The 20,370-nt window shown below is 63.8% G+C and carries 24 protein-coding genes; 11 read left to right on the top strand and 13 right to left on the bottom strand.

The window, feature by feature from the left end:
• Position 1 precedes the first annotated feature (1 nt).
• From NKH93_RS17050 to NKH93_RS17040, 3 genes are read left to right on the top strand one after another with little or no spacing between them, the layout of a single operon-like run.
• Positions 2 to 820, top strand: a complete 819-nt coding sequence (locus tag NKH93_RS17050; protein WP_352451583.1) for an ABC transporter permease — start codon at positions 2 to 4, stop codon at positions 818 to 820.
• A gap of 2 nt (positions 821 to 822) precedes the next feature.
• Positions 823 to 1,563 carry an aspartate/glutamate racemase family protein gene (locus NKH93_RS17045; RefSeq protein ID WP_352971034.1) on the top strand — a complete coding sequence of 247 codons (741 nt, stop codon included), beginning with the start codon at positions 823 to 825 and terminating at the stop codon, positions 1,561 to 1,563.
• Positions 1,564 to 1,568: 5 nt separating this feature from the next.
• A complete protein-coding gene (locus NKH93_RS17040) occupies positions 1,569 to 2,405 on the top strand; it encodes a GNAT family N-acetyltransferase (RefSeq protein WP_352819060.1) in 837 nt (278 codons plus the stop codon).
• A gap of 51 nt (positions 2,406 to 2,456) precedes the next feature.
• Here NKH93_RS17040 and NKH93_RS17035 read toward each other — a convergent pair whose 3' ends face one another.
• The 6 genes from NKH93_RS17035 to NKH93_RS17010 all read right to left on the bottom strand — a co-directional run bounded on the left by NKH93_RS17035 (position 2,457) and on the right by NKH93_RS17010 (position 7,391).
• A complete protein-coding gene (locus NKH93_RS17035; protein ID WP_352452379.1) occupies positions 2,457 to 2,603 on the bottom strand; it encodes a hypothetical protein in 147 nt (48 codons plus the stop codon).
• 76 nt (positions 2,604 to 2,679) lie between these two features.
• Complete coding sequence (locus tag NKH93_RS17030) at positions 2,680 to 3,972, bottom strand: NAD(P)/FAD-dependent oxidoreductase (protein WP_352819062.1); 1,293 nt, start codon at positions 3,970 to 3,972, stop codon at positions 2,680 to 2,682.
• On the bottom strand, positions 3,969 to 4,946 hold the full coding sequence (locus tag NKH93_RS17025) for a branched-chain amino acid ABC transporter permease (RefSeq protein WP_352819163.1): 978 nt from the start codon (positions 4,944 to 4,946) through the stop codon (positions 3,969 to 3,971). Before NKH93_RS17025 ends, NKH93_RS17030 begins: the two co-directional genes overlap by 4 nt.
• Positions 4,943 to 5,851, bottom strand: a complete 909-nt coding sequence (locus tag NKH93_RS17020; RefSeq protein WP_352819064.1) for a branched-chain amino acid ABC transporter permease — start codon at positions 5,849 to 5,851, stop codon at positions 4,943 to 4,945. The genes NKH93_RS17025 and NKH93_RS17020 overlap by 4 nt, the downstream gene beginning before the upstream one ends.
• Positions 5,848 to 6,597 carry an ABC transporter ATP-binding protein gene (locus NKH93_RS17015; protein ID WP_352819066.1) on the bottom strand — a complete coding sequence of 250 codons (750 nt, stop codon included), beginning with the start codon at positions 6,595 to 6,597 and terminating at the stop codon, positions 5,848 to 5,850. Before NKH93_RS17015 ends, NKH93_RS17020 begins: the two co-directional genes overlap by 4 nt.
• Positions 6,594 to 7,391, bottom strand: coding sequence for an ABC transporter ATP-binding protein (locus tag NKH93_RS17010; RefSeq protein WP_352612206.1), 798 nt, complete (start codon positions 7,389 to 7,391; stop codon positions 6,594 to 6,596). Before NKH93_RS17010 ends, NKH93_RS17015 begins: the two co-directional genes overlap by 4 nt.
• 125 nt (positions 7,392 to 7,516) lie before the next feature.
• On the opposite strand from NKH93_RS17010, the gene NKH93_RS17005 reads away from it, so the two are divergent.
• From NKH93_RS17005 to NKH93_RS16980, 6 genes are read left to right on the top strand one after another with little or no spacing between them, the layout of a single operon-like run.
• A complete protein-coding gene (locus NKH93_RS17005) occupies positions 7,517 to 8,254 on the top strand; it encodes a GntR family transcriptional regulator (RefSeq protein WP_352502975.1) in 738 nt (245 codons plus the stop codon).
• On the top strand, positions 8,251 to 8,739 hold the full coding sequence (locus tag NKH93_RS17000) for a DUF3830 family protein (RefSeq protein WP_352452384.1): 489 nt from the start codon (positions 8,251 to 8,253) through the stop codon (positions 8,737 to 8,739). Before NKH93_RS17005 ends, NKH93_RS17000 begins: the two co-directional genes overlap by 4 nt.
• A complete protein-coding gene (locus NKH93_RS16995; RefSeq protein ID WP_352472221.1) occupies positions 8,740 to 9,099 on the top strand; it encodes a TIGR04076 family protein in 360 nt (119 codons plus the stop codon).
• Positions 9,096 to 10,151, top strand: a complete 1,056-nt coding sequence (locus tag NKH93_RS16990) for an aldo/keto reductase (protein ID WP_352819069.1) — start codon at positions 9,096 to 9,098, stop codon at positions 10,149 to 10,151. The genes NKH93_RS16995 and NKH93_RS16990 overlap by 4 nt, the downstream gene beginning before the upstream one ends.
• 8 nt (positions 10,152 to 10,159) lie before the next feature.
• Positions 10,160 to 10,588, top strand: a complete 429-nt coding sequence (locus NKH93_RS16985; RefSeq protein WP_352819071.1) for a DUF4440 domain-containing protein — start codon at positions 10,160 to 10,162, stop codon at positions 10,586 to 10,588.
• Positions 10,589 to 10,636: 48 nt separating this feature from the next.
• Positions 10,637 to 11,896 carry an ABC transporter substrate-binding protein gene (locus NKH93_RS16980; RefSeq protein ID WP_352472226.1) on the top strand — a complete coding sequence of 420 codons (1,260 nt, stop codon included), beginning with the start codon at positions 10,637 to 10,639 and terminating at the stop codon, positions 11,894 to 11,896.
• Here the strand turns inward: NKH93_RS16980 and NKH93_RS16975 are convergent.
• Together NKH93_RS16975 and NKH93_RS16970 are read right to left on the bottom strand one after the other, a co-directional pair.
• On the bottom strand, positions 11,890 to 12,153 hold the full coding sequence (locus tag NKH93_RS16975) for a sigma-70 region 4 domain-containing protein (protein ID WP_352503014.1): 264 nt from the start codon (positions 12,151 to 12,153) through the stop codon (positions 11,890 to 11,892). The two genes, NKH93_RS16980 and NKH93_RS16975, sit on opposite strands and share 7 nt — an antisense overlap.
• Positions 12,154 to 12,355: 202 nt before the next feature.
• Positions 12,356 to 12,895 (bottom strand): Lrp/AsnC family transcriptional regulator, encoded by a 540-nt coding sequence (locus tag NKH93_RS16970; RefSeq protein ID WP_352452390.1) that lies wholly within the window; start codon positions 12,893 to 12,895, stop codon positions 12,356 to 12,358.
• A gap of 48 nt (positions 12,896 to 12,943) precedes the next feature.
• On the opposite strand from NKH93_RS16970, the gene NKH93_RS16965 reads away from it, so the two are divergent.
• Both NKH93_RS16965 and NKH93_RS16960 read left to right on the top strand, forming a co-directional pair.
• Positions 12,944 to 14,125 carry an MFS transporter gene (locus tag NKH93_RS16965; protein WP_352819073.1) on the top strand — a complete coding sequence of 394 codons (1,182 nt, stop codon included), beginning with the start codon at positions 12,944 to 12,946 and terminating at the stop codon, positions 14,123 to 14,125.
• A 49-nt stretch (positions 14,126 to 14,174) separates the two neighbouring features.
• Positions 14,175 to 14,603, top strand: a complete 429-nt coding sequence (locus tag NKH93_RS16960) for a GNAT family N-acetyltransferase (RefSeq protein WP_352971030.1) — start codon at positions 14,175 to 14,177, stop codon at positions 14,601 to 14,603.
• Here the strand turns inward: NKH93_RS16960 and NKH93_RS16955 are convergent, their stop codons facing one another.
• The 5 genes from NKH93_RS16955 to NKH93_RS16935 all read right to left on the bottom strand — a co-directional run bounded on the left by NKH93_RS16955 (position 14,604) and on the right by NKH93_RS16935 (position 20,354).
• Positions 14,604 to 15,734 carry an anhydro-N-acetylmuramic acid kinase gene (locus NKH93_RS16955; protein WP_352971027.1) on the bottom strand — a complete coding sequence of 377 codons (1,131 nt, stop codon included), beginning with the start codon at positions 15,732 to 15,734 and terminating at the stop codon, positions 14,604 to 14,606.
• A 5-nt stretch (positions 15,735 to 15,739) separates the two neighbouring features.
• Entirely contained in the window at positions 15,740 to 16,741 is a 1,002-nt protein-coding gene (locus NKH93_RS16950; protein ID WP_352971024.1) for a serine hydrolase domain-containing protein, read from the bottom strand.
• A 69-nt stretch (positions 16,742 to 16,810) separates the two neighbouring features.
• Entirely contained in the window at positions 16,811 to 18,559 is a 1,749-nt protein-coding gene (locus NKH93_RS16945) for an ABC transporter ATP-binding protein (RefSeq protein ID WP_352971021.1), read from the bottom strand.
• Positions 18,556 to 19,395: an ABC transporter permease gene (locus tag NKH93_RS16940; protein WP_352971018.1), complete on the bottom strand. Its 840-nt coding sequence runs from the start codon at positions 19,393 to 19,395 to the stop codon at positions 18,556 to 18,558. Before NKH93_RS16940 ends, NKH93_RS16945 begins: the two co-directional genes overlap by 4 nt.
• Positions 19,395 to 20,354 (bottom strand): ABC transporter permease, encoded by a 960-nt coding sequence (locus NKH93_RS16935; protein WP_352472240.1) that lies wholly within the window; start codon positions 20,352 to 20,354, stop codon positions 19,395 to 19,397. The genes NKH93_RS16940 and NKH93_RS16935 overlap by 1 nt, the downstream gene beginning before the upstream one ends.
• Between the last annotated feature and the right edge of the window lie 16 nt (positions 20,355 to 20,370).

The raw sequence follows: 20,370 nt of genomic DNA, 5'->3' as shown, positions 1-20,370 counted from the left end.
GATGAGCCAGGACAAGCGCACCCTCGAATTCTATGTGTTGGCGGCGTTCTTCGGTCTTTTCGTGTTGTTCCTCTACGGCCCGCTTTCGGCGATCCTGATCCTCTCTTTCCAGGGCGAGAACGGCGGTCTGACATTTCCGCTGAACGGCGTGTCGCTGCACTGGTTCGCCAATTTGTTCGAGCGCCAGGCGGTCGGCGACTTCGGCGGCAGCTTCAAACGCTCGCTCGTCCTTGGCCTGATGGTGATGGTCGTCACTGTCGCCGTGTCGCTGCTCGCCGGCCTGGCCTTCCGGCAGAAATTTCGCGGCGCAACCGCACTGTTCTATCTGGCCGTCGCCAGCCTGGTCGTGCCGTCGATCATCATCAGTCTCGGCATCGGCGTCGTCTTCCAGCAGATCGGCTTCCGCCCCGCCTGGTACACCTCCGCTTTCGGCGCCCATCTGACCTGGACCTTGCCTTTCGGCGTGCTGATTATGTTTGCTGTCTTCAACCGGTTCTCGCCAGCCTATGAGGAAGCCGCGCGCGATCTCGGAGCATCGTCGTGGCAGACCTTTGCCCATGTCGTGCTGCCGATGATTGCGCCCAGCCTGATCGGCGTCGGCCTGTTCGGCTTCACTCTGTCATATGACGAGTTCGCCCGCACGCTGATGACCTCGGGCACGTTCAACACGTTGCCGCTCGAAATCTACGGCATGACGACGAATGTCACGACGCCGGTGCTCTATGCGCTGGGCACCGTGACGACCGTGTTTTCCTTCCTGGTGATCCTGCTGACGCTCGGCGCAATCGTCTATGTCGGCCGCCGCCGCGAGCGTGCCTGACAGTGCAGATCCTCGTCGTCAATCCAAACACCACGGCCAGCATGACCGGCACTATCGCAGCGGCGGCCCGATCGGTCGCTGCTCAATCGACGAAGATCATTGCCGTCACCTCGTCGATGGGACCTGTATCGATCGAAGGCTATTACGATGAAGCACTTGCCGTGCCCGGCCTGCTGGTCGAGATCGCCGCCGGCGAACGCTCGGGCGCGCAAGCCGCGATCATTGCCTGTTTCGACGACACCGGCCTCGATGCCGCGCGCGCCATGGCCAACATTCCGGTCATCGGCATTTGCGAGGCATCGCTCAGCACGGCCTCGTTCATCGCCCAGCGCTTCACCGTCGTCACCACCACCGGACGTTCGCGCGTGCCGGTCGAAGGCCTGGTGCAGCGCTATGGCATGGCGGGGCGGGCACGCGTACGCGCCGCCGACATCCCGGTTCTTGCCCTCGAAGATCCGGCGTCCGACGCACTGCTCAGGCTGCGCAGCGAGATTGCGCGCGCCATCGACGAGGATCGCGCCGAGGCGATCGTGCTCGGCTGTGCCGGCATGGCCGATCTGGCGGCGGCGCTGCAGCGGGAATTCGGGCTTCCGGTCATCGACGGCGTGGGCGCTGCCGTGAAACAGGCCGAGGCATTGATCGCCCTTGGCCTGACGACATCCAAGCGCGGCGCCTATGCAAGCCCTCTGGCAAAGCCCTATCATGGCGCCTTAAAATCCTTCGCGCCTGGCGCCGCCGAGTGATCGCAATGCCCCGAACGATCCGAACGCTCGCACGTGAAGAAGTGCAAACCCTTGTCGATTGGGCGGCGACGGAAGGCTGGAATCCCGGCCTTAACGATGCCGCGCTGTTTCAGGCAGCCGACCCGCAGGGCTTCATCGGCGCCTTTATCGATGGCGAGATGGCGGCCGGCATTTCGGCCGTTGCCTATGGCGACGGTTTCGGCTTCATCGGCCTCTACATCTGCCGGCCGGACAAGCGTGGCCAAGGCCATGGCAAGGTCGTTTGGGATGCCGGCACGGCGCGGCTCGGCAAGCGCACGATCGGCCTCGACGGTGTCGTCGAACAGCAGGCCAACTACCGCAGCATGGGTTTTGCACCGGCCTACCGGACGATCCGGTTCATGGGGGCACCGAATGTGCCGGCAGCCGTCGGCAACGACATTCGCGCCATAGGGCCGGAACTCGTGCCGGACATACTGGACTATGACCGCCGCTTCTTTCCCGGTCCGAGGCGATCCTTCCTGGAACACTGGCTGCGCCCGCCGCATATGGCGCTTGCGATCCTCGAGCACGGCGCCATTGCGGGATACGGCGTCGCGCGCCAATGCCGGGACGGCTGCAAGATCGGCCCGCTCTTTGCCGACAGCCTGGACGCGGCAAGCCATCTCTTCGCCGCGCTCGCGCACATGTCCGGTCCCGGAAACGTCCATCTCGACGTTCCCGAAACCAGCCGGCAATTTGCAGACTTGCTGTCGTCCGCAGGCCTTCAACCGGGCTTCGAGACGGCTCGGATGTACAAGGGAAAGGCGCCGCAGCTCGTGCAGTCCGGAGTTTTTGCGATAACGACGTTGGAGTTGGGGTGAGGCGGTACAAGCCGACTTCCAGTGCAAAGTCGGGCAACAGGACTACGCGGTCTATTTTTCCTGAACTGAAATGCCGGAATCGTCGATGCGAAGTTCCACGCCTTTCGGCCTAGTCTCCTCGCGATAAACGTAAATCCCCAACGCAATAACGGCGACGGCCAAAGCGCCGATGATGAGATAAAGATAGTTCTGCTTCATCCGCTGTCGTTAACAACATGGTGTGGGCGAGTCTAGCAGTTCGGGTATCAGGACGGCGGCCAGAGACGCACGTCGATCAGCCATCCAGCCGGTCGCGCAGCATGCTCCAGGGGAGCACCATGTTTGGTGCATGCCGCATCAGGCTATGGAACGGGATCGGCGACGGCGGCGCAAACGGCAGCGGCAAATCCTGAGGCTTTGTGCCATCAGCCCAATCCGCAAGCACCTTGCCCATCGCAGTGGTCATGGCGATGCCGCGTCCGTTGCACGCGAAGCCGGCGATCAGCCCGGGGCCGAGATCGACGAGGTGCGGCAGGAAGTCGGGCTCGACGGCAGCCATCCCCGACCAGCTGTATTCAAGCGGCGGGATGTCCGGGAGATCGAGATATCTGGCAAGCCGCCGCCAGATCGCCCGCGGCACCCGCGTGTCGGCACCGGGGCCAAAAACATGCATGCCGCCGGTGATCAGCCTGTTTTCGCCGTCGAAGCGGAAGGTGAAGAGATTGCGTCTTGTGTCGCCGACGCCTTGCCCGCCAGGAAGCAGGCGAGTGCGTATTTCGCGCGGCAGCGGCGCTGTCGCGATCTGGAAGATTTTCAGCGGGAAATAGGTTCGCTGCAACGCCCGATCCAGCGCTCCGCCATAGGCGTTGGTGGCGACCAGCACCTTTCCTGCGCGTACCGAACCGGAGGCCGTCTTCAAAGCCCAACCATCGCCTATGTGATCGATCGACGCGACACGCGTATGCTCGAAGATGCGCGCTCCGGCCTTTTCCGCCGCGTCGGCCAATCCGCGCGCATATTCGACCGGATTGAGGACGCCACCCGATCTGTCGATCCAGCCGCCGAGATAACCGCGAACGCCGGTCAGCTCTTCGACCGCCTGTCTATCCAGCGCAATAGCCGGCCTTCTGCGCGGTGCCCATTGTTCGGCGCGCGATCTGGTCTTTTGCAAAGCAGCCGGTGAATGGGCTGGTTGTATCCAGCCGCTCTGGACGGCATCGCATTCGATGGCATGCCGCCTGATCAGGTCGAAGACGAGGTCGGCGCTGCCGGCGGCGAAATCGACAAGGCGTTCGCCGCGTTCGGGCCCGAGTTGGGCAATGATATTGTCGGGGTCTCTTTTCGCGAAATTCGGGACGACGAAGCCGGCATTCCTGCCGGTTGCCCCCCAGGCGATGATTTCCGCCTCGATGACGGCAACCGAGATGCCTTTCTCGGCACTGTGCAGCGCGGTGGAAAGGCCTGAAAACCCGCCGCCGACAATTGCCAGATCGACATCGAGTGCGCCTTCGAGGGTGGGCCGGTCGCGGCGACTGCGGCTGACGGCATGCCAAAGGGAAACGCCGTGCGGCCCGGTCACGCCGTTCATGAGCCGCTCTCGCTCGGGGCCACGCGTGCACGCTTGCCGAACCTTGGACGCCGCGGCCTGTCGCCAAACAGGCCGTTCGGCCTGACCAGAAGGATGACGCACAGCATCACGCCGATGGCGACGATCTGCAGCGAAGCGGCGCGGGCCTGCTGTTCCGGCGAGAACAACATACTGGTCAAGGCTCCCGATCCTGCCCATATCGCCCAGACCAGGATGCTGCCGATGACGGCGCCGATGTTGCTGCCCGAGCCACCGACGATCAGCATCACCCAGACCTGGAAAGTCAGTGCCGGCAAATAATTGTCCGGGGCGATGAAGCCGGTGAAATGCGCCTGCAGCGCACCGGCAAGCGCCATGATGGCGCCACCGACGGCAAAGGCCTGGACGCGGTAGAACCGTGCGCTTTTGCCTAGGGATATCGCGGCCCGCTCATCCTCGCGAAGCGCCTTCAACACGCGCCCCCACGGGCTGCGCGACAGATGCTCCAGCGCGAGATAGACGATCAGCGTCACCACCGAGACGATTGCAAGGTTCGAAAGGTTGAACAGCAACGGCGTTTCGGCAAGACCGCCGAACGGACGCGGAATAAAGCCGATGCCGAACGGCCCGCCGGTCAGCTTCTGGGCATTGAGCGCTACCAGTTGCACGACGACGGCGACGCCGAAAGTAGTGATCGCCAGATAGTCCGATCTCAGGCGTAGCGTGGCAATGCCGGTGATGGCGGCGGTGACGCCGCCCAACAGCATGGCGCCAAGCCAGCCGATAAGGATCGGCAGGTCGAAGCCGCCCAGGCGCGCGGCATCGTCGGGCGTGGTCAGCAGCGCCGAGGTGTAGGCGCCGATGGCAACGAAACCAGCGACCCCGACATTGAAAAGCCCGGTCAGCCCCCATTGCAGATTGAGCCCGAGCGTGATGAGCGAAAAGATCAGCGCGGTGGTCAGGAAGAAGGCGCCGTAGCTGAGCAGATCCATCAGCGTTCCCTCGCTCCGAAAAGGCCGATGGGCCGCACGAACAGCACCGCCATCAGGATGATGAACGAGACGGCTGCCCGCCATTCGGCGCCGATCAAATGCACGGCAGCCGCTTCGGCCATGCCGATGATCAGGCCGCCGAGAACGGCGCCAGGCACGCTGCCGATGCCGCCGAGGATGGCGGCCGCGAACATCGGCAGCAGCATCTCGAAACCCATGAACGGGCGGACCTGGATGAGAATGCCGATCATGACGCCGGCGACGCAGGCCAGCGCGCCGCCGATGATCCAGGTGACGCGCACCACCCTGGCGACGTCGATGCCGACGATGCGGGCAAGTGCCGCGTTCTGGCTCAATGCCTGCATTGAGCGGCCGGTCTGGGTCCGCGTCATCAGGAGATGCACGCCGAGCACCAGCACGGCGGTCAGCAGCAGCAGCGCGATCTGGTCCGGGGTGATGCGGATGCCGAAACCTATCGGCATGGCGATCTGGATCGCCCGGCTGAAATAGGTCGGACGCGAGGTGAAGATGAATTCGAGCAGGCTTCTCAGCGCCATCGAGGCGCCGAAGCTGGCCATCACCACGATGATCGCCTGGCCCTTGGCCCGCAGCCGCGCGAACAGCACTATGTCGAGCACCAGCGCCAGCAGGCCGGTGGCCGCCATGCCGATGATGAGCGCGACGATCAACGGCCAACCGAAGGAGAGGGGCGCGATCGGCGCGATCTTGCCGAAAATCGCGCCAATGGCGCCAACCACGGCGAGCGTCGCATAGGCGCCCCAGGCCATGAAGTCGCCATGGGCGAAGTTCGAGAAGCGCAGGATCGAATAGGTGAGTGTCACGCCGATGGCGCCGAGGCCGATCATCGACCCTGCCAGCAGTCCGTCGACGACGAATTGCAGGTTCATGCCGCGCTTCCTTGTCCAAGGTCGAGGCGGCGCTGGCCAAGATAGAGTTCAGCGACGACCGGGTCGTTCCAGAGCTCGGAGGCGACGCCCTGGTGCCGCTCCTTGCCCTCGACCAGCACATAGGCGCGGTCTCCAATGGCAAGCGCTGCCTTGGCGTTCTGTTCGACCAGCAGGATGGTGACGCCGGACTTTCGGATGCCGGCCAGCATCTCGAACACCATCGCCACGAATTTCGGCGACAGGCCGGCCGACGGCTCGTCGAGCACCAGCACCTTGGGATGGACAATCAACGCCCGGGCGACGCCCAGCATCTGCCGCTGTCCACCCGACAGATTGCCCGCGGCCGTTCTGCGCTGACGGGCGAGATCGGGAAAGGCCGCATACATCTCCTCGATGCGGGCTGGGACCTCGCGCGGCCTCAGGATGCCGCAGGCGACCCTGAGATTGTCCTCGACCGACATCAGCGGGAAGATGTTCTCTGTCTGTGGCACGAAAGCAAGGCCACGGCGGACCATGATGTGAGCGGGCGACGCCGTGATATCCTTGCCGTCCAGCAGCACCGTGCCGCCGGTGATCGGGACAAGGCCGGCGATGGCCTTGATAAGGCTCGACTTGCCGGCGCCGTTGGGACCGAGAACGACGACGATCTCGCCCTGGTCGACGGTGATCGAAGCGCCGCGCACGATCGGAACGCCAGGCTCGTAGCCGGCTTCGAGATCGCGGACATCGAGTACCTTTTGGCTCATGCCGTGCCTCCGAGGTAGGCCTCGATGACGCGCGGGTCGCGCGCCACCTCCTCCGGGGTGCCTTCGCACAGAAGCTGGCCGCTTGCCATGACCAGGACGCGGTGGCAAAGCCGCGTCACCATGTCGATATTGTGCTCGATCAGCAGGAAGGTGATGCCGCGCGCATTGATGTCGCGGATGCGATCGATAATGATCTCGAGCAGGGTTGCGTTGACCCCGGCCGCCGGCTCGTCGAGCAGGATGATCGCCGGGTCGGCCATCATCACGCGGGCCAACTCGAGCAGCTTGCGCTGGCCGCCTGAAAGCACGCGCGCAGGTTCGTGCGCGAGGTGAGCGATCGTGACGAGCTCGAGCAGTTCGACGGCTCTTGTCTCGGCAGCCCTTTCTTCGGCAGCGACCCGCCGGGGCGTCAGGAAATTGGCGAGCAGTTTTTCTCCAGTCTGTCCTTGCGCGGCCAGCATGACGTTTTCGATCAGCGTCAGGTTAGGCAAGGGCCGGGGGATCTGGAACGTGCGGCCAAGGCCGCGGCCGATGCGCCGATGGGCTGCTTCCCCCGACACCGATACGCCATTGAGGAGGATTTCGCCGCTGGTCGGCAGAATGCTGCCGGCGAGCAGGTCGAACATCGTGGTCTTGCCGGCGCCGTTCGGGCCGATGAGGCCGAGTATTTCACCCGGCCGGACGTCAAACGAGACATTGTTGACCGCGACGAGGCCGCCGAAGCGCTTGACGACGTTCCTGGCCGTCAGAACCGGCGTGCGGATCTCCTCCTGCCGTTCCGTCGTGTCGCCCATGAATCCCTCAGGCCGAAAGCGATCTTCGCCGCCAATGATTTGATTTGTGATCACACTTGCTTTGATCACGCTATTCGGCTTTAATTTCTTCCGCAAGCCGAAAACGGCCAAGACCGGGATTGCCCATGCAGAAGGCCGCCATCGAAAAGAACAATGAGGTGATCGCAGCCCAGCTTACGCCGGTCGGCCGCGAGACCGTGCAGGATCGCGTCTATTCGGAGCTGCGCCGCGCCTTGATCGGCGGCCTTTTCGAGCCGAGCCAGGTGCTAACCATCCGCGGCCTCGCCGACGCGCTGGTCACAAGCACCATGCCGGTGCGCGAGGCGCTCGGACGGCTGATCACCGAGAAGGCGCTGGAGGCGCTTCCCAACCGTTCGGTGCGCGTGCCGCCGATCACGCTGGAGCGCATCGACGACCTCTTGCGGGCCCGCTCCCTGATCGAGGGCGAAGCGATCGCCCTGGCCGCCACGCGCATGAACGCGCGCCAGATTGCTTCGGTCGAGGCCATGCTCGGCGAATGGGACGAGATGCGGGCGCTGAAGCACAAGAAGGATATCGACCGCGAGGCCACGCTCAACCAGAGCTTCCACTTCGAGATCTACCGTTGCTGCGGTTCCGCCGTGCTGATCCCGATGATCGAGAGCCTGTGGTTGCAATCCGGGCCTTGCATCCGCGTTGCCATCTACGCCTTCTCCGACGCCGGCGAGGTCGATACGGCCCACTACCACCGCAGCATCGTCGCAGCGCTTGCGAGGCAGGATGCGCAAGCGGCGCGCGAGGCGCTGGTGGCCGATATCAGCCGGCCCTTCGCCTTTCTGCGCGACAAGCTCCAATCCACAAGCAAGGAAGGATTGAGGGCATGACGGCGCCTGGCATCAGCATCACCGAGCCACGCTCGAAGCTTTCCGTGACCGCGCTTCTGTTGCCTGAAAAGGCGCCCGACAACGCCGCCTTCCTGCTGGCGTATCTCGAGCAGCCGCGCGTCGTTTCCGGCATCCATGCTATGTGGACGGGGCCGGAAATCTCCTGCCCGGTTCCATCAGCCGAACTTGAGGGCCAAACCTATGCCAGGCCCTTGCCGGCGGAGAACGCAACGCTGACGCCGCAGCCGGGCGACATCGTGTTGTCCTACGTGCCGCCGCGCATGTGGGGCGGCAACCCGAATGCCATCTTTGACGTCGGCCTGTTCTACGGAGCGGGTGCACGCCTGCTGTTCCCGATCGGCTGGCTTGCCGGAAGCGTCGTCGCGCAGGTGGTGCCTGAGGATCGCGACAAATTCGCAGCTGCTTGTGGCGTGATCCGCCGCAACGGTGCCTGCGACATCACCTTCACCCGGGTGGAGATCTGAATGGCTGAGACCGACGACAGTTTTGAGCTCTTCGACCTTCGCGTCGAGGCGGTTATCCCCGAGGGCAAGCCGATCTATTGCGGCGCCAAGCCCGGCGACTATTTCGAGTTGAAGGGCGAGATGCTGTCGATGCCGGCGGGGCAAGGTTTCTCGATCTATTCCATTGCGGCAGTGTTGCCGCTTCTGGCCGCAAAGCAGCGCCCGACCCACAGGAACGACTGGATGACGTCGGACGCCGAGATCGCTTGTCCGGATCCCAATTGTGCCAGCCGGCTGAGGATCGTCAGGACCGGCAAGCGGCGGTTCAGCCATGCCGAAACGACGGCGGTGCCGCTGCCGAAGGAGAATGACCGGAGATGACCGCCAAGGCTTTCGAGCTCAGCCCCGGCTATACGATCTCGCGCGTTATTCGCGGCGGCTGGCAGCTTGCCGGCGGGCACGGCGCGATCGACCGCCAACAGGCGGTAACCGACCTGATCGCCACCTTCGACGCCGGCATCAGGACCTATGATTGCGCCGATATCTATACCGGTGTCGAGGAGCTGATCGGCGCGGCACGCCTGCGCCTTGCCAATGAGCGTGGCCTTGATGCTGCCGCCAAGATGAAGGTGCACACCAAGCTGGTGCCTGACCTCGAACGGCTTTCCACGATCAGCCGCGACTACATCAGCAGCATCGTCGAGCAATCGCTGCGGCGGCTGAAGACCGAGCGGCTCGATCTCGTGCAGTTCCACTGGTGGGACTATGCGCTGCCCGGCTATGTCGAAGCGATGGGCTGGCTCAACGAAATCCGCAGGGAAGGCAAGGTGCGCAACATCGGCACCACGAACTTCGACACGCCGCGGTTGGCCGAGATCCTGGCCGCCGGTGTGCCGCTGGTCAGCCAGCAATTGCAATACTCGGTGCTCGACCAGCGGCCAGCCAACAGCCTTGCAGCGCTCGCCAGCCGGCACGGCGTCAGTTTCCTCTGCTACGGTTCGGTGGCTGGCGGCTTCCTCAGCGAAAAATGGCTTGGCGCTGCCGAGCCGCAGACGCCGCTCGAAAACCGATCGCTGGTCAAATACAAGCTGATCATTGACGACTTTGGTGGCTGGGAGCTTTTCCAGGAGTTGCTTCGCACACTGAAGGCCGTCGCCGACCGCCACGGCGTCGATATCGCCACCATCGCCAGCGCCTGGGTGCTGGAGCAGCCGCAAGTGGCGGCCATCATCGTCGGCGCTCGCAACCAGGCGCACGCCCTTGCCAATGCCAGAATCATGGACGTCGCGCTCGATGCCGACGACCGGGCGAGGATCGCTGCCGTGATCGCGCAAAGCCGTGGGCCGCTGGGAGACGTCTACACTTTGGAACGCGACCGTCACGGCCGCCACGGCTCGATCATGCATTACAATTTGAATGCAGGCAGGAAATGAACGCGGCCATGGACGAAAAGCCCTCCTTGCTTTCCCGCGCCAGCGCCGAGGTGGTCGATCTCCACCGCTTCTTCGTCGACTGGTTCAATGCGGCGAGTGCGGACAATTCAGATTTCAGGCGCTTCGAACGCGTCATGGGCGAAGGCTTCCGCATGGTTGTGCCGGACGGCCAGGTCCTCGATCGTGACGCGGTGCTCGACCATGTCAGGGCAAGCCGCGCCACTTGTGACGGCGATTTCACCATCTCGATCGAGGAAATCCGGGCCGGCTGGCAACAAAGCGACACGATCGTCGTCAGCTACATCGAAGCGCAGCAGCGCGCCGGCAAACATAGCCGCCGCCGCTCAAGTGCCGTTTTCACCACCAGTTCATCGGCGCCCAACGGCGTCGAATGGCGACATCTGCATGAAACCTGGCTGCAGATGCCGGAAGGCTGAACAGGCTCAAGACATCAATGAGAGTCGTGTAACGAAAGGGGAACAACAATGAAAAAGACCATACTTCAGATCACCACCGCGCTCGCACTGCTGACAGCGGCCGGCGCAGCGCAAGCCGCCGATTGCAAGATCACCGTCGGCCTCGTCATGGAACTGACAGGCCCGGCCGGCGAGTACGGCCAGGCCGGCGCCAAATCGGTCGAGATGGCCTTCCGCGACATCAACGATGCGGGTGGCGTCCGCGGCTGCGATCTCGCAACCGACACGCGCGACAGCCAGAGCCAGGGCAACATTGCGGTCGACGCCGCGACGCAGCTCGTGCAGGTCAAGAAGGTGCCAGTGATCATCGGCGGCATCATCTCCTCGGTGTCGATCCCGATCCTGACCTCGGTCACCGCTCCGGCCAAGATAGTCCAGGTGTCGCCTGCTTCCTCGTCGCCGACGCTGACGGCGCTCGGGCGCGACGGCAAGACCAACGGCATCTTCTTCCGCACCATCACATCTGATGCGCTGCAGGGCGTCGCCGCCGCCAAATATGCCATCGACAAAGGCTTCAAGAAGCTGGCGGTCATCCACGTCAACAACGACTTCGGCGTCAACATGGTGGCGGAATTTTCGCGCGCCTATAAGGCACTCGGCGGCACCATCGTCTCCGACACGCCCTACAATGAAAAGCAGTCGAGCTATGCCTCGGAAGTGACGGCGGCGATGGCCGGCGAGCCCGACGGGCTTTATCTCGTCAGCACGCCTGTCGACGGCGCAACCATCGCCCGCACTTGGATTTCGCAGGGCGGTGTCCAGAAATTCCTGCTCAATGACGGCATGAACAGCCCGGACTTCATCGAATCCGTTGGCGCGGATTATCTGAAGGATGCGTACGGCACTTCCTCCGGCACCAGCCCGACCGCATCGACCGAGTATTTCACCAAGAACTATAAGGAATTTTCGGGCATCGAACCGTCGAACCCGGCGGCCGACCGGTCGTATGATGCCGGCGCCATCGTCGGCCTGGCCATCGCCATTGCGGGCTCCGAGGATCCGGCCAAGATCAAGGAGGCGATGTACAAGGCGGTCGACCCGGCCGGCACGCCGATCTATGCCGGCAAGGACGAGTTCGCCAAGGCGCTCGGCCTGATCAAGGATGGCAAGCCGATCCGCTACGAAGGCGTCATCGGCCCGGTCGCCTTCGACAAATACGGCGACATCACCGGCCCGTTCCGCCTCTGGAAGATCGTCGACGGCAAGGTGACGACCGACGGCGAAATGACGACGGATGACGTCAACGCCCTGCAGGCGAAGCTTCAGTAAGCCGCCCATGTCTTGTCCGGCATCGATCCCATTCCATTGAGGTTGATGCCGGACACTTGCATGTCCTGTTGCTGGTCAGGCCGGCCTGGAAACGACCACCGCACCAGCCCAGAGCGGCCTCGGTTCAACGCAGCTTTGACACCACCCACGGTCGAGCCGACGAGATCGGCAATCTCTTCCAGCGAATAGTCGAAGACATCCTTGAGCAGGACGCAGGCGCGCTCCTTGGGCGGCAGATGGATCACCAGCCGCTCGATGGCGCGATCCGCGCCCTGGCCCGCCGTCCAGCGAAATGAAGCTGCCCACGATCAATTTTCTCATCGCGTGTCTCCGGTTGCGCAACAGGCATCCAGTCGGATCCAAGAACCGGCGCAAACGAACCGGCCCGACGGATGACCACAGGATGCTTGCCTGAGACGTTTCCGGTTCGACTTTGGATACGCGTGAGGACCGTTTGAGCTAATAAAGCGGCTTGGCCATGTGCCGGGGGGTCGGCCATTCCGTCGTTATCCCCGGCTGCACCGGCCGCTCGAGATAGGTCGACAGGACCACATAGCTTCGGGTCGAGGTGACGCCGGGTGTTTCGTAGAGGCGCGACAGCAGGCCCTCGAGCGCCCGCGTGTCCTCGGTGCGGACCTTGATCAGCATGCATGTGTCGCCGGCCACCGAATGGATCTCCTCGACTTCGGGGTGTTCGGAGATTGCCATCAGCTCCGGCGTCTTTCCCCACCCCTTTGTGTCGATATGGACGAAGGCAAGCAGCGGCTTGTGCACCGCCTTGGGATCGATGATGACCGCGGTGTTGCGGATGGCGCCGCTGCGCCGGAGGCGCTTGACGCGTTCATGGGCTGCCGGCGGTGAAAGGCCGACGCGGTCGCCGAGCTCGGCATAGCTGATCGTGGCGTCGTCGACCAGAACGCCTAATATTTTTCGGTCGGTTGCATCGATATCGCGGGCGGCGGGCCTGTTCTGCGGAATGCCATCTGTTTCTTCATCCATATTAAAATTCCCGATTGATGCAGAATTTAATACGGCCATTATTGCCATATGTCGAACACTGATCAAGTCGCCACATTCGCAGCGGCGCCCAAGCCGCCAATCCCGGCACTCGCTTACCTGCTGACGGGGTGCATTGCCGTGATCGGCTCGAACTCGCTGGTGCTCGGTCCGATCGCGCCGGCGGTGGCCGCGTCCTTCGGCACAAGCGTGCCGGCGGTTATGATCGCGTCGGCCGCGTTCGGGCTCGGGACGTCGGCAAGCGCCTTGTTCCTGGCGCGCTATATCGATCGGCTTGGCGCCCGCCGCATGCTGCAAGGGGCGTTGCTGCTGCTGGCGATAGCGCTCGTCGCCAGCGCCGCTGCGCCGACCGTGACGGCGCTGGTCGCGGCCCAGCTTCTCGCCGGCATCGCTGCAGGTGTCGCCATGCCGGCAATCTATGCCAGCTCCGCCGCGATTGCGCCGCCCGGCCGCGAAAGCGGCACCATAGGCGTCGTGCTGACCGGCTGGACGCTGAGCATGGTCGCCGGGGTTTCGCTGTCGGCCGTGCTTGCCGATCTGGTGCATTGGCGCGCCGTATTCGCTGCGGTCGCGGTGCTCTCAGCACTCGCCTTGGCCAGCCTGTCGCTGACCTCGCTCAGCGATGTCAGGAAGAGCGGTCCGGCACCGACGCCGCTGGGTGCGTTGGCCGTTCCGGGCATAGTGCCGCTGCTGGTCGCCTGCGCCGCCTTCATGACCGCGTTCTACGGCATCTACGGCTATCTTGGAGATCACCTTCACAACGGCTTGGGACGGCCGGTCAGCGCGAACGGGCTGGCCGCGCTCGCCTATGGTGTCGGCTTTGGCGCGGCGGCGCTCCTTGACGGCGTTATCGATCGCCTGGGTGCGCGGCGTGTCATGCCGTTTGCCTACCTGCTCGTCGCGGTCGTCTATGTCGCGATTGCCGCGGCAAGCAGTAGTTTTCATCTGACCATAGCGGTGATAGCCGTCTGGGGCCTTGCCAATCATTTCGGGCTGAACGTGCTGGTGATGCGCCTGTCGGCGCTCGACCCTGCGCGCCGCGGCACGATCATGGGTTTGAACAGCGCGGTGACCTATCTTGCGGTGTTCGTCGGCACCACGGCGTTCGGACCGCTCTATTCCACGTTCGGTTTTGCGGCATCGGCGGTGGTTGCAGCCTTGCTCATGCTAATCGCTGCTGCGGCAGCGGCGTGGCGTTCGCCGAAGCTATAGCACAGCAAGGCTTGCGTCTCGGTCCCGTCCTTCGATAGATGCTTGGTGGATGGACAATACAACGCTTGAGACAACCGCCGACCCCTTGCCGCACGAGCTGGCTTTTCTCGGAGAGCGGCTTGCGGCGTTCAACGACAGTGATGTCGGCGCCTCCTGCAGGAAGGCATTGGCCGTGTTCGTGCGCGATGAGCACGGCGCTATTGTCGCCGGCATCTCGGGATATACAGCCTGGGGCTGGCTCTATGTGCAATGGCTCTGGGTCGATGAAAAACTGCGCGGTCACCGCATGGCCGGCAGGATGCTCCAGGCGGCCGAGAGGGAGGCGATCGCGCGCGACTGTCACGGCGCCTGGATCGACACGTTCAATCCCAAGGCCGCCAGGGCCTATGAGCGCCAGGGCTATTTGCCCTTCGGCGTGCTTGCCGATTTTCCCGTCGGCCGCAGCCGTATCTTCCTGCAGAAGAAATTGTTGGCTTAGTTACCCGGCAAGGCGTCCGCCGCGCATCGGCTGGGGCACGCCGGTCGTACTGGGAAAGCTGATCGGCAAGCCCCTGAGCACGCGCACTGCCAGGAACGCAAAACACTCCGCCTCCACCGCATCGCCCTTCCAGCCAAGCGCCTCGGCCGGAACCGCTTCGACGCCAGCGCGGCTGGCAAGCATGGCCATGATCGTTGGGTTGTGTCGACCGCCACCGCTGACCACCAGCCGCTTCGGCCGGCGCGGCAGAAGATCGAGCGCCTTGCCGACGGCGGCCGCGGTGAAGGCCGTCAGCAGGGCTGCGCCGTCCTCGGCGTTCATTCCGTCCGCCATTGAGGCGCCGAAATCGAAACGGTCCAGCGATTTCGGGTAGGGTTTGGTCAAATACGGATGCTGCAGGAGCTTGGCCAGCCGCGCTTCGTCGACCGTGCCGGCGCGGGCAAGGGCGCCGTCGCGGTCCATTTCGCCGAGCCCCTTCGATTTGATGAAATCGTTCAGCGGTGCGTTGGCGGGCCCGGTGTCGAAGGCAACAACATTGTCCGTGCCATCCCACCAGGTGATGTTGGCGACGCCGCCGAGATTGAGCACCGCCGTGTCGCCGGTGGCGTCGGCTTCGCGCAGCAGCGCGGCGTGATAGGCGGCCGACAGCGGCGCGCCCTGGCCGCCGGCGCGCATGTCGGCCGAGCGGAAGTCATAGGCGACCCTGGTGCCAAGGATGGCATGCATCAGCTCGCCGTCGCCAAGCTGGCGGGTTTGGCCCAGTCGGCCCACTTGCGGGGTACGGTGCAGCACGGTCTGGCCGTGGAAGCCGACGACCCCTATATCGGCCATCGTCAGCCCGTGGCTTTCGACCAGATCCTTGACTGCCGCGGACTGGGCGCGCGTCAGCGCTTCCTCTGCCTCGTCGAAGATTGCCGGTTCCGGCCCTGTGAAATTCCAGCTCCTTGCCTGCCGCAGCGTCTCTTCCAGCAAGGTCCGGATCGACTGCGGGTAGGGGGCAAGCGTGTAGATGCCGAAGTCGTCAATCCGTTCGCCGTCGGTCTTGATCAGCGCGACATCGATATTGCCGTCCAGCACGGTGCCAGTCATCAGGCCGACGGCCCACATGGGTTCGCCATTTTTCGGATTCATGGTTGTCAGGCTCCGTTGACGAGATCGCCGACCGCTTGGCGAAGCGCTGCGATCCCGCTGTTGAAATGACGTGTTGGATGGATCCGGTTGGTGAGCAAGGTCCAGGCTCTGCCTTTGTCGAAGTCGACCCACAGCCCGACACCGGTAAAGCCGGTATGCCCGATGGTTTCGGGGCTGCATAAACGGCCGCCGGACCAGCCTTCGTAGGGTCGCTCCCAGCCATGGGTGCGGGTTGCCGACAAGGGCGTGCGCATTAGCGCGATCGAACGCTGCGACGCGCCGGTCCCGTCCAGCAGCCCTTGCGCAAAGTCGAGGACCGAAGCCGCCGTTCCGAACAGGCCGGCGTGACCGGCACCTTGCAAGGCCGAGCAATTGTCGTCGTGGACTTCGCCGCAGAGCACGCGATGACGCCATGTGCAGTCTTCGGTCGCCGCCGCTTGATCCCGTTCGGCGGAGAACGCGAAGCCCGGACCGGGATCCATCTCGCGAATGGTCTTGCCAGACAGGCGCTCCAGGACGAAGCCGAGCAGGATGAAGTTGATATCAGAATAGACCGGCTCGCCAGCCTGCCATTCGCGCTGCAGGATGAAGGCGCGCAGCAGGTCCGGATCGTGGCCATAGGTGTAGATCGGCGCGACGGCGGGAAACGGTGTCTGATGGCCGAGACACTGGCGAAACGTTACGTTCCGTTCCCAGGCTTTTTCGTCATATTGGCGAAGGTCGGGCAGGACGGAAATCAGCGGCGCGTCGAGGTCGATGACGCCTTCTTCCGCCAGTGCCAGGATACGCGACGTGGTGAAGATGATTTTGGTCAGCGAGGCCAGGTCGAACCATGTCCCGACATGCATCGGCCGTATCTTGGGCACGGTTTGAGCCCAACCGATTGCCCGGACGATGCGTTCGCCGTCCCCGTCAACTATGCCGAGCACGCCGCCCGGAATGCGCGATGCGGCCACGGCCGCTTCGAGCGGGGCGAATGCGCGGGAGAAGAAATCATGGTCGATCAACTACGCCTCCGTTTGGAAGGCAGCGATGGGGCTGTCCCTCCGGCCTTTCGTATCCTTGGGCGACAATCATCACACTTCCATCCGTGCTCTATGATCCGGCCCGAATTGCTGCCAATTAGCCGGCCCCGGCTCAAACCCCAGCGGACGCACGAGCGAGGGGACCTGGCGCGTGTCCAGCTCGAAACGTTCATGCCGCCGGTCTATAGTAGGAACGGCCGCGATAAGCTGTTTGGTATAGGAGTGCTTCGGCTCCGAGAGCACCGATCTGGCATCGCCGATCTCGACAATCTGGCCGGCATAGATGACCGCGATGCGATGGGCGATCCGCTCGACGACAGCGATGTCATGCGAGATGAACAGATAGGCCAGCCCGAATTCACGCTGCAGCTCGATCAAAAGCTCCAACACCCTGGCCTGCACCGACACATCGAGCGCCGAAACCGCTTCGTCGAGGACGACAACCGAAGGATTGAGCATCAGCGCGCGAGCGATGCACAGGCGTTGCCGCTGGCCGCCGGAGAATTCGTGCGGATAGCGCTGCAGGCTGTTTTCCGGAAGGCCGACGCGTTTCAGCAGCGCGGCCATTTTCGCCCGCGTTTCAGCAGTTATCCGTCCGCCGGTAGCGATCACAGGCTCTGCGAGGATGCTTTGGATGGTGAGTCTGGGATTGAGCGAGCCATAGGGATTCTGGAACACCATCTGCATGGGAAGGGCGCTCTGCCCGGTGACGGGCTTGCGCGTGCTGGCCGAGATTGTGCCGTGCGTCGGGCGCACCAGCCCCAGAATCGCGCGGGCGGTAGTGGACTTTCCGGAACCGCTCTCGCCGACGACCGCCAATGTCTCGCCCGGCATTAGCTCGAAATCCACCCCGTCCACCGCGTGCACGGCACCGCTGGCGCGGCTGAAAAACCCAGCCTTGACCGGAAACCGCACTACGAGGCCATCGACCTTCAGCGCCGGCTCGGCAGCTTTTTGCGTTTCGCGTTGCACGTCCTTGCGTGCGGCACTGCCGCCGGCGAAATGCGGCACCGCATGAAGCAGATGCCGCGTATAGGGATGCCGCGGATCGTCCAATATCTGGTTCAATGCGCCCTGCTCGACAGCTTCTCCGCCTTGCATCACCATCACCTTGTCGGCGATGCCTGCAACCAGACCGATGTCGTGGGTGATGAAGATCATCGACATCCCGGTTTCCTGCTTTAATTCGGCGAGCAGCGCCATGATCTGCGCCTGCACCGTAACATCCAGCGCCGTCGTTGGCTCGTCGGCAATGAGCAGGCGCGGGTTGCACGCAATCGCCATGGCGATCATCACCCGCTGCAGCATGCCGCCCGAAAGCTGGTTGGGCGTGTATTTCAGCCGCCGTGCAGCGTCGGGAATACGCACGCGGTCGAGCGCGTCCTTGGCCGCCGCCGTCGCTCGCCGGCCGGTCAGGCCGCGATGCAGGCGAAACGATTCCTCGATCTGCCTGCCGATGGTCAGCACCGGATTGAGCGAGGTCATCGGCTCCTGGAAGATCATGCCGATTTCGCCGCCGCGGATCTTCGTCAATTGCGGCTCGGCTGCGGCTGTCAGGTCGAAGGTGCTGCCGTCGGCCCGCCTCAGCTTGATCGACCCGCCGGTGATGCGGCCGCCGCCATAATCGACGAGGCGATTGATCGACAGCGCCGTGACCGACTTGCCCGAGCCGCTTTCGCCGACGATGGCCAGCGTCTCGCCGTCGGCGAGATCGAAACTGACGCCGCGCACGACCTCATTGGCTTGCGGGTTGCGGCCGAAACCGACGCGCAATCCGCTGACGGACAGCAGCGGGATCATGCGATCGATCTCCGCATCTTCGGGTCGAGGACATCACGCAACGCATCGCCGAGCAGGTTGAAACCGAGGATGCCGATCATGATCGCCACGCCCGGGAAGATCATCAGCCAGGGAGCTGTCTCCATCAGATTGCGGCTGTCGCTCAGCATCAGGCCGAGCGACGCGGCGGGCGGCTGCGTGCCGAGCCCGAGGAAGCTTAAGCCGGCTTCGGTCAGCAGTGCCCAGGCCAGCGCCAGCGTCACCTGAACCGTCAGTGGCGCCACCAGATTGAGCAGCAGATGCCGTGTTACGATATAGCCCGCACTGCTGCCGAACGTGCGGGCCGCGTCGACGAACTCGCGCGCCTTGAGCGACAGAGCCGGACCTCGCACGACGCGCGTGAAGATCGGTGTGTAGACGACGGCGATGGCAATGACGCTGGTCGAGGTTCCCGGTCCCGCAACCGCGACGATCAGCAGCGCCAGCAGGATCGCCGGGAACGCCAGCACAACGTCCATGATGCGCATCACCATGCCGTCCCAGCGGCGCCCGAACCAGGCTGCCGCCAGCCCGAGCACGGTGCCGGCCAGTGTCGCAAAGGCGACCGCAAAGAAGGCCACGATGAAGGACTGGCCGATCCCGGTCATCAGCCGACTTGCGACATCGCGGCCGAACAGGTCCGTGCCCATCCAGTAGATGCCGTCAGGCGCATGCAGTCGCTCGACCCGGTGCTGCGTCAGCGGATTGTGCGGCGTCAGCCCCAGCATGCCAAGCATGGCAAGCAGCAGATAAAGCGCAACGATGGCACCGCCGATCCGGCCGCTGGGATGCGCAAATATAGCCCGCAATGTCGCCATCAATGCTCGCTTAACCGGATACGCGGGTCGAGCGCGACATAGGCGAGGTCGACGAGGAGATTGACGATCATGAAGTTGAAGGCGATGAATAGCACGCTTCCCTGCACCAGCGCGTAGTCGCGCTGCAGGATGGCATCCAGCACCATGCGGCCGAGACCGGGCAGCGCATAGATCTGCTCGACGATGACAGCTCCGCCCAGGAGGTAGCCGAACTCTATGCCGCTCAGCGTCACGACCGGGATGAGCGCGTTGGGCAAAGCATGCCGCCAGATGACGCCGCGCGCCGAAACGCCCTTGCTACGCGCCGTCCTGACATAGTCGTCGCTGAGCACATCGAGCATCGCCGAACGCGATATGCGGGTCACCGAAGCCGCGAAGGCAAATCCAAGCGTGACCGCAGGCAGCAACAGCTGGCCGAGATTGCGCAGCGGATCCTGCCACAGCGGCGAAAACTCGCCCATCGCCGGCAAAACGCCAAACCCCGCCGACAGCGTGTAGATGATCAGCAGGGCAAGGACGAAGTTCGGCGTCGACTGCCCGATCATTGCGACAACGCGCACGCCGAGGTCGGACAGCCTTTCGTTATGGGTGGCGGCAAAGATCCCCGCCGGCATGCCGACAAGCAGGGCGATGACCATCGACAGCAAGGCGAGTTCCAACGTTAGCGGGAAACGCTCGAGGATGACGTCGAGCACCGGCCTGCCATAGGTGGACGAAATGCCGAGATTACCTTGGAAAAGACCAAGCAGCCAGCGCCAGTACTGGATGAACCAGGGCTGGTCGATGCCGAAATAAGCTGCAAGCGCATCGCGCTGCTGCGGCGTCAGCAGGCCGGCTTCGGTCCCCAGCATTGCCGTGATCGAATCGCCCGGAACCATCCGGATCGCCAGGAACACCACGATGGATACGCCAAGCAGGACGAGAGGGAAGGTCGCCAGTCGCCGCATCAGATAGTTCACGCGAAGAATTCCTCTC

This window comes from Mesorhizobium sp. M0954, from assembly GCF_040319155.1.
Lineage (GTDB): Bacteria > Pseudomonadota > Alphaproteobacteria > Rhizobiales > Rhizobiaceae > Mesorhizobium.
Note: the sequence above shows the minus strand (reverse complement) of the source record. Positions and strands in the feature narration are given on the sequence as shown.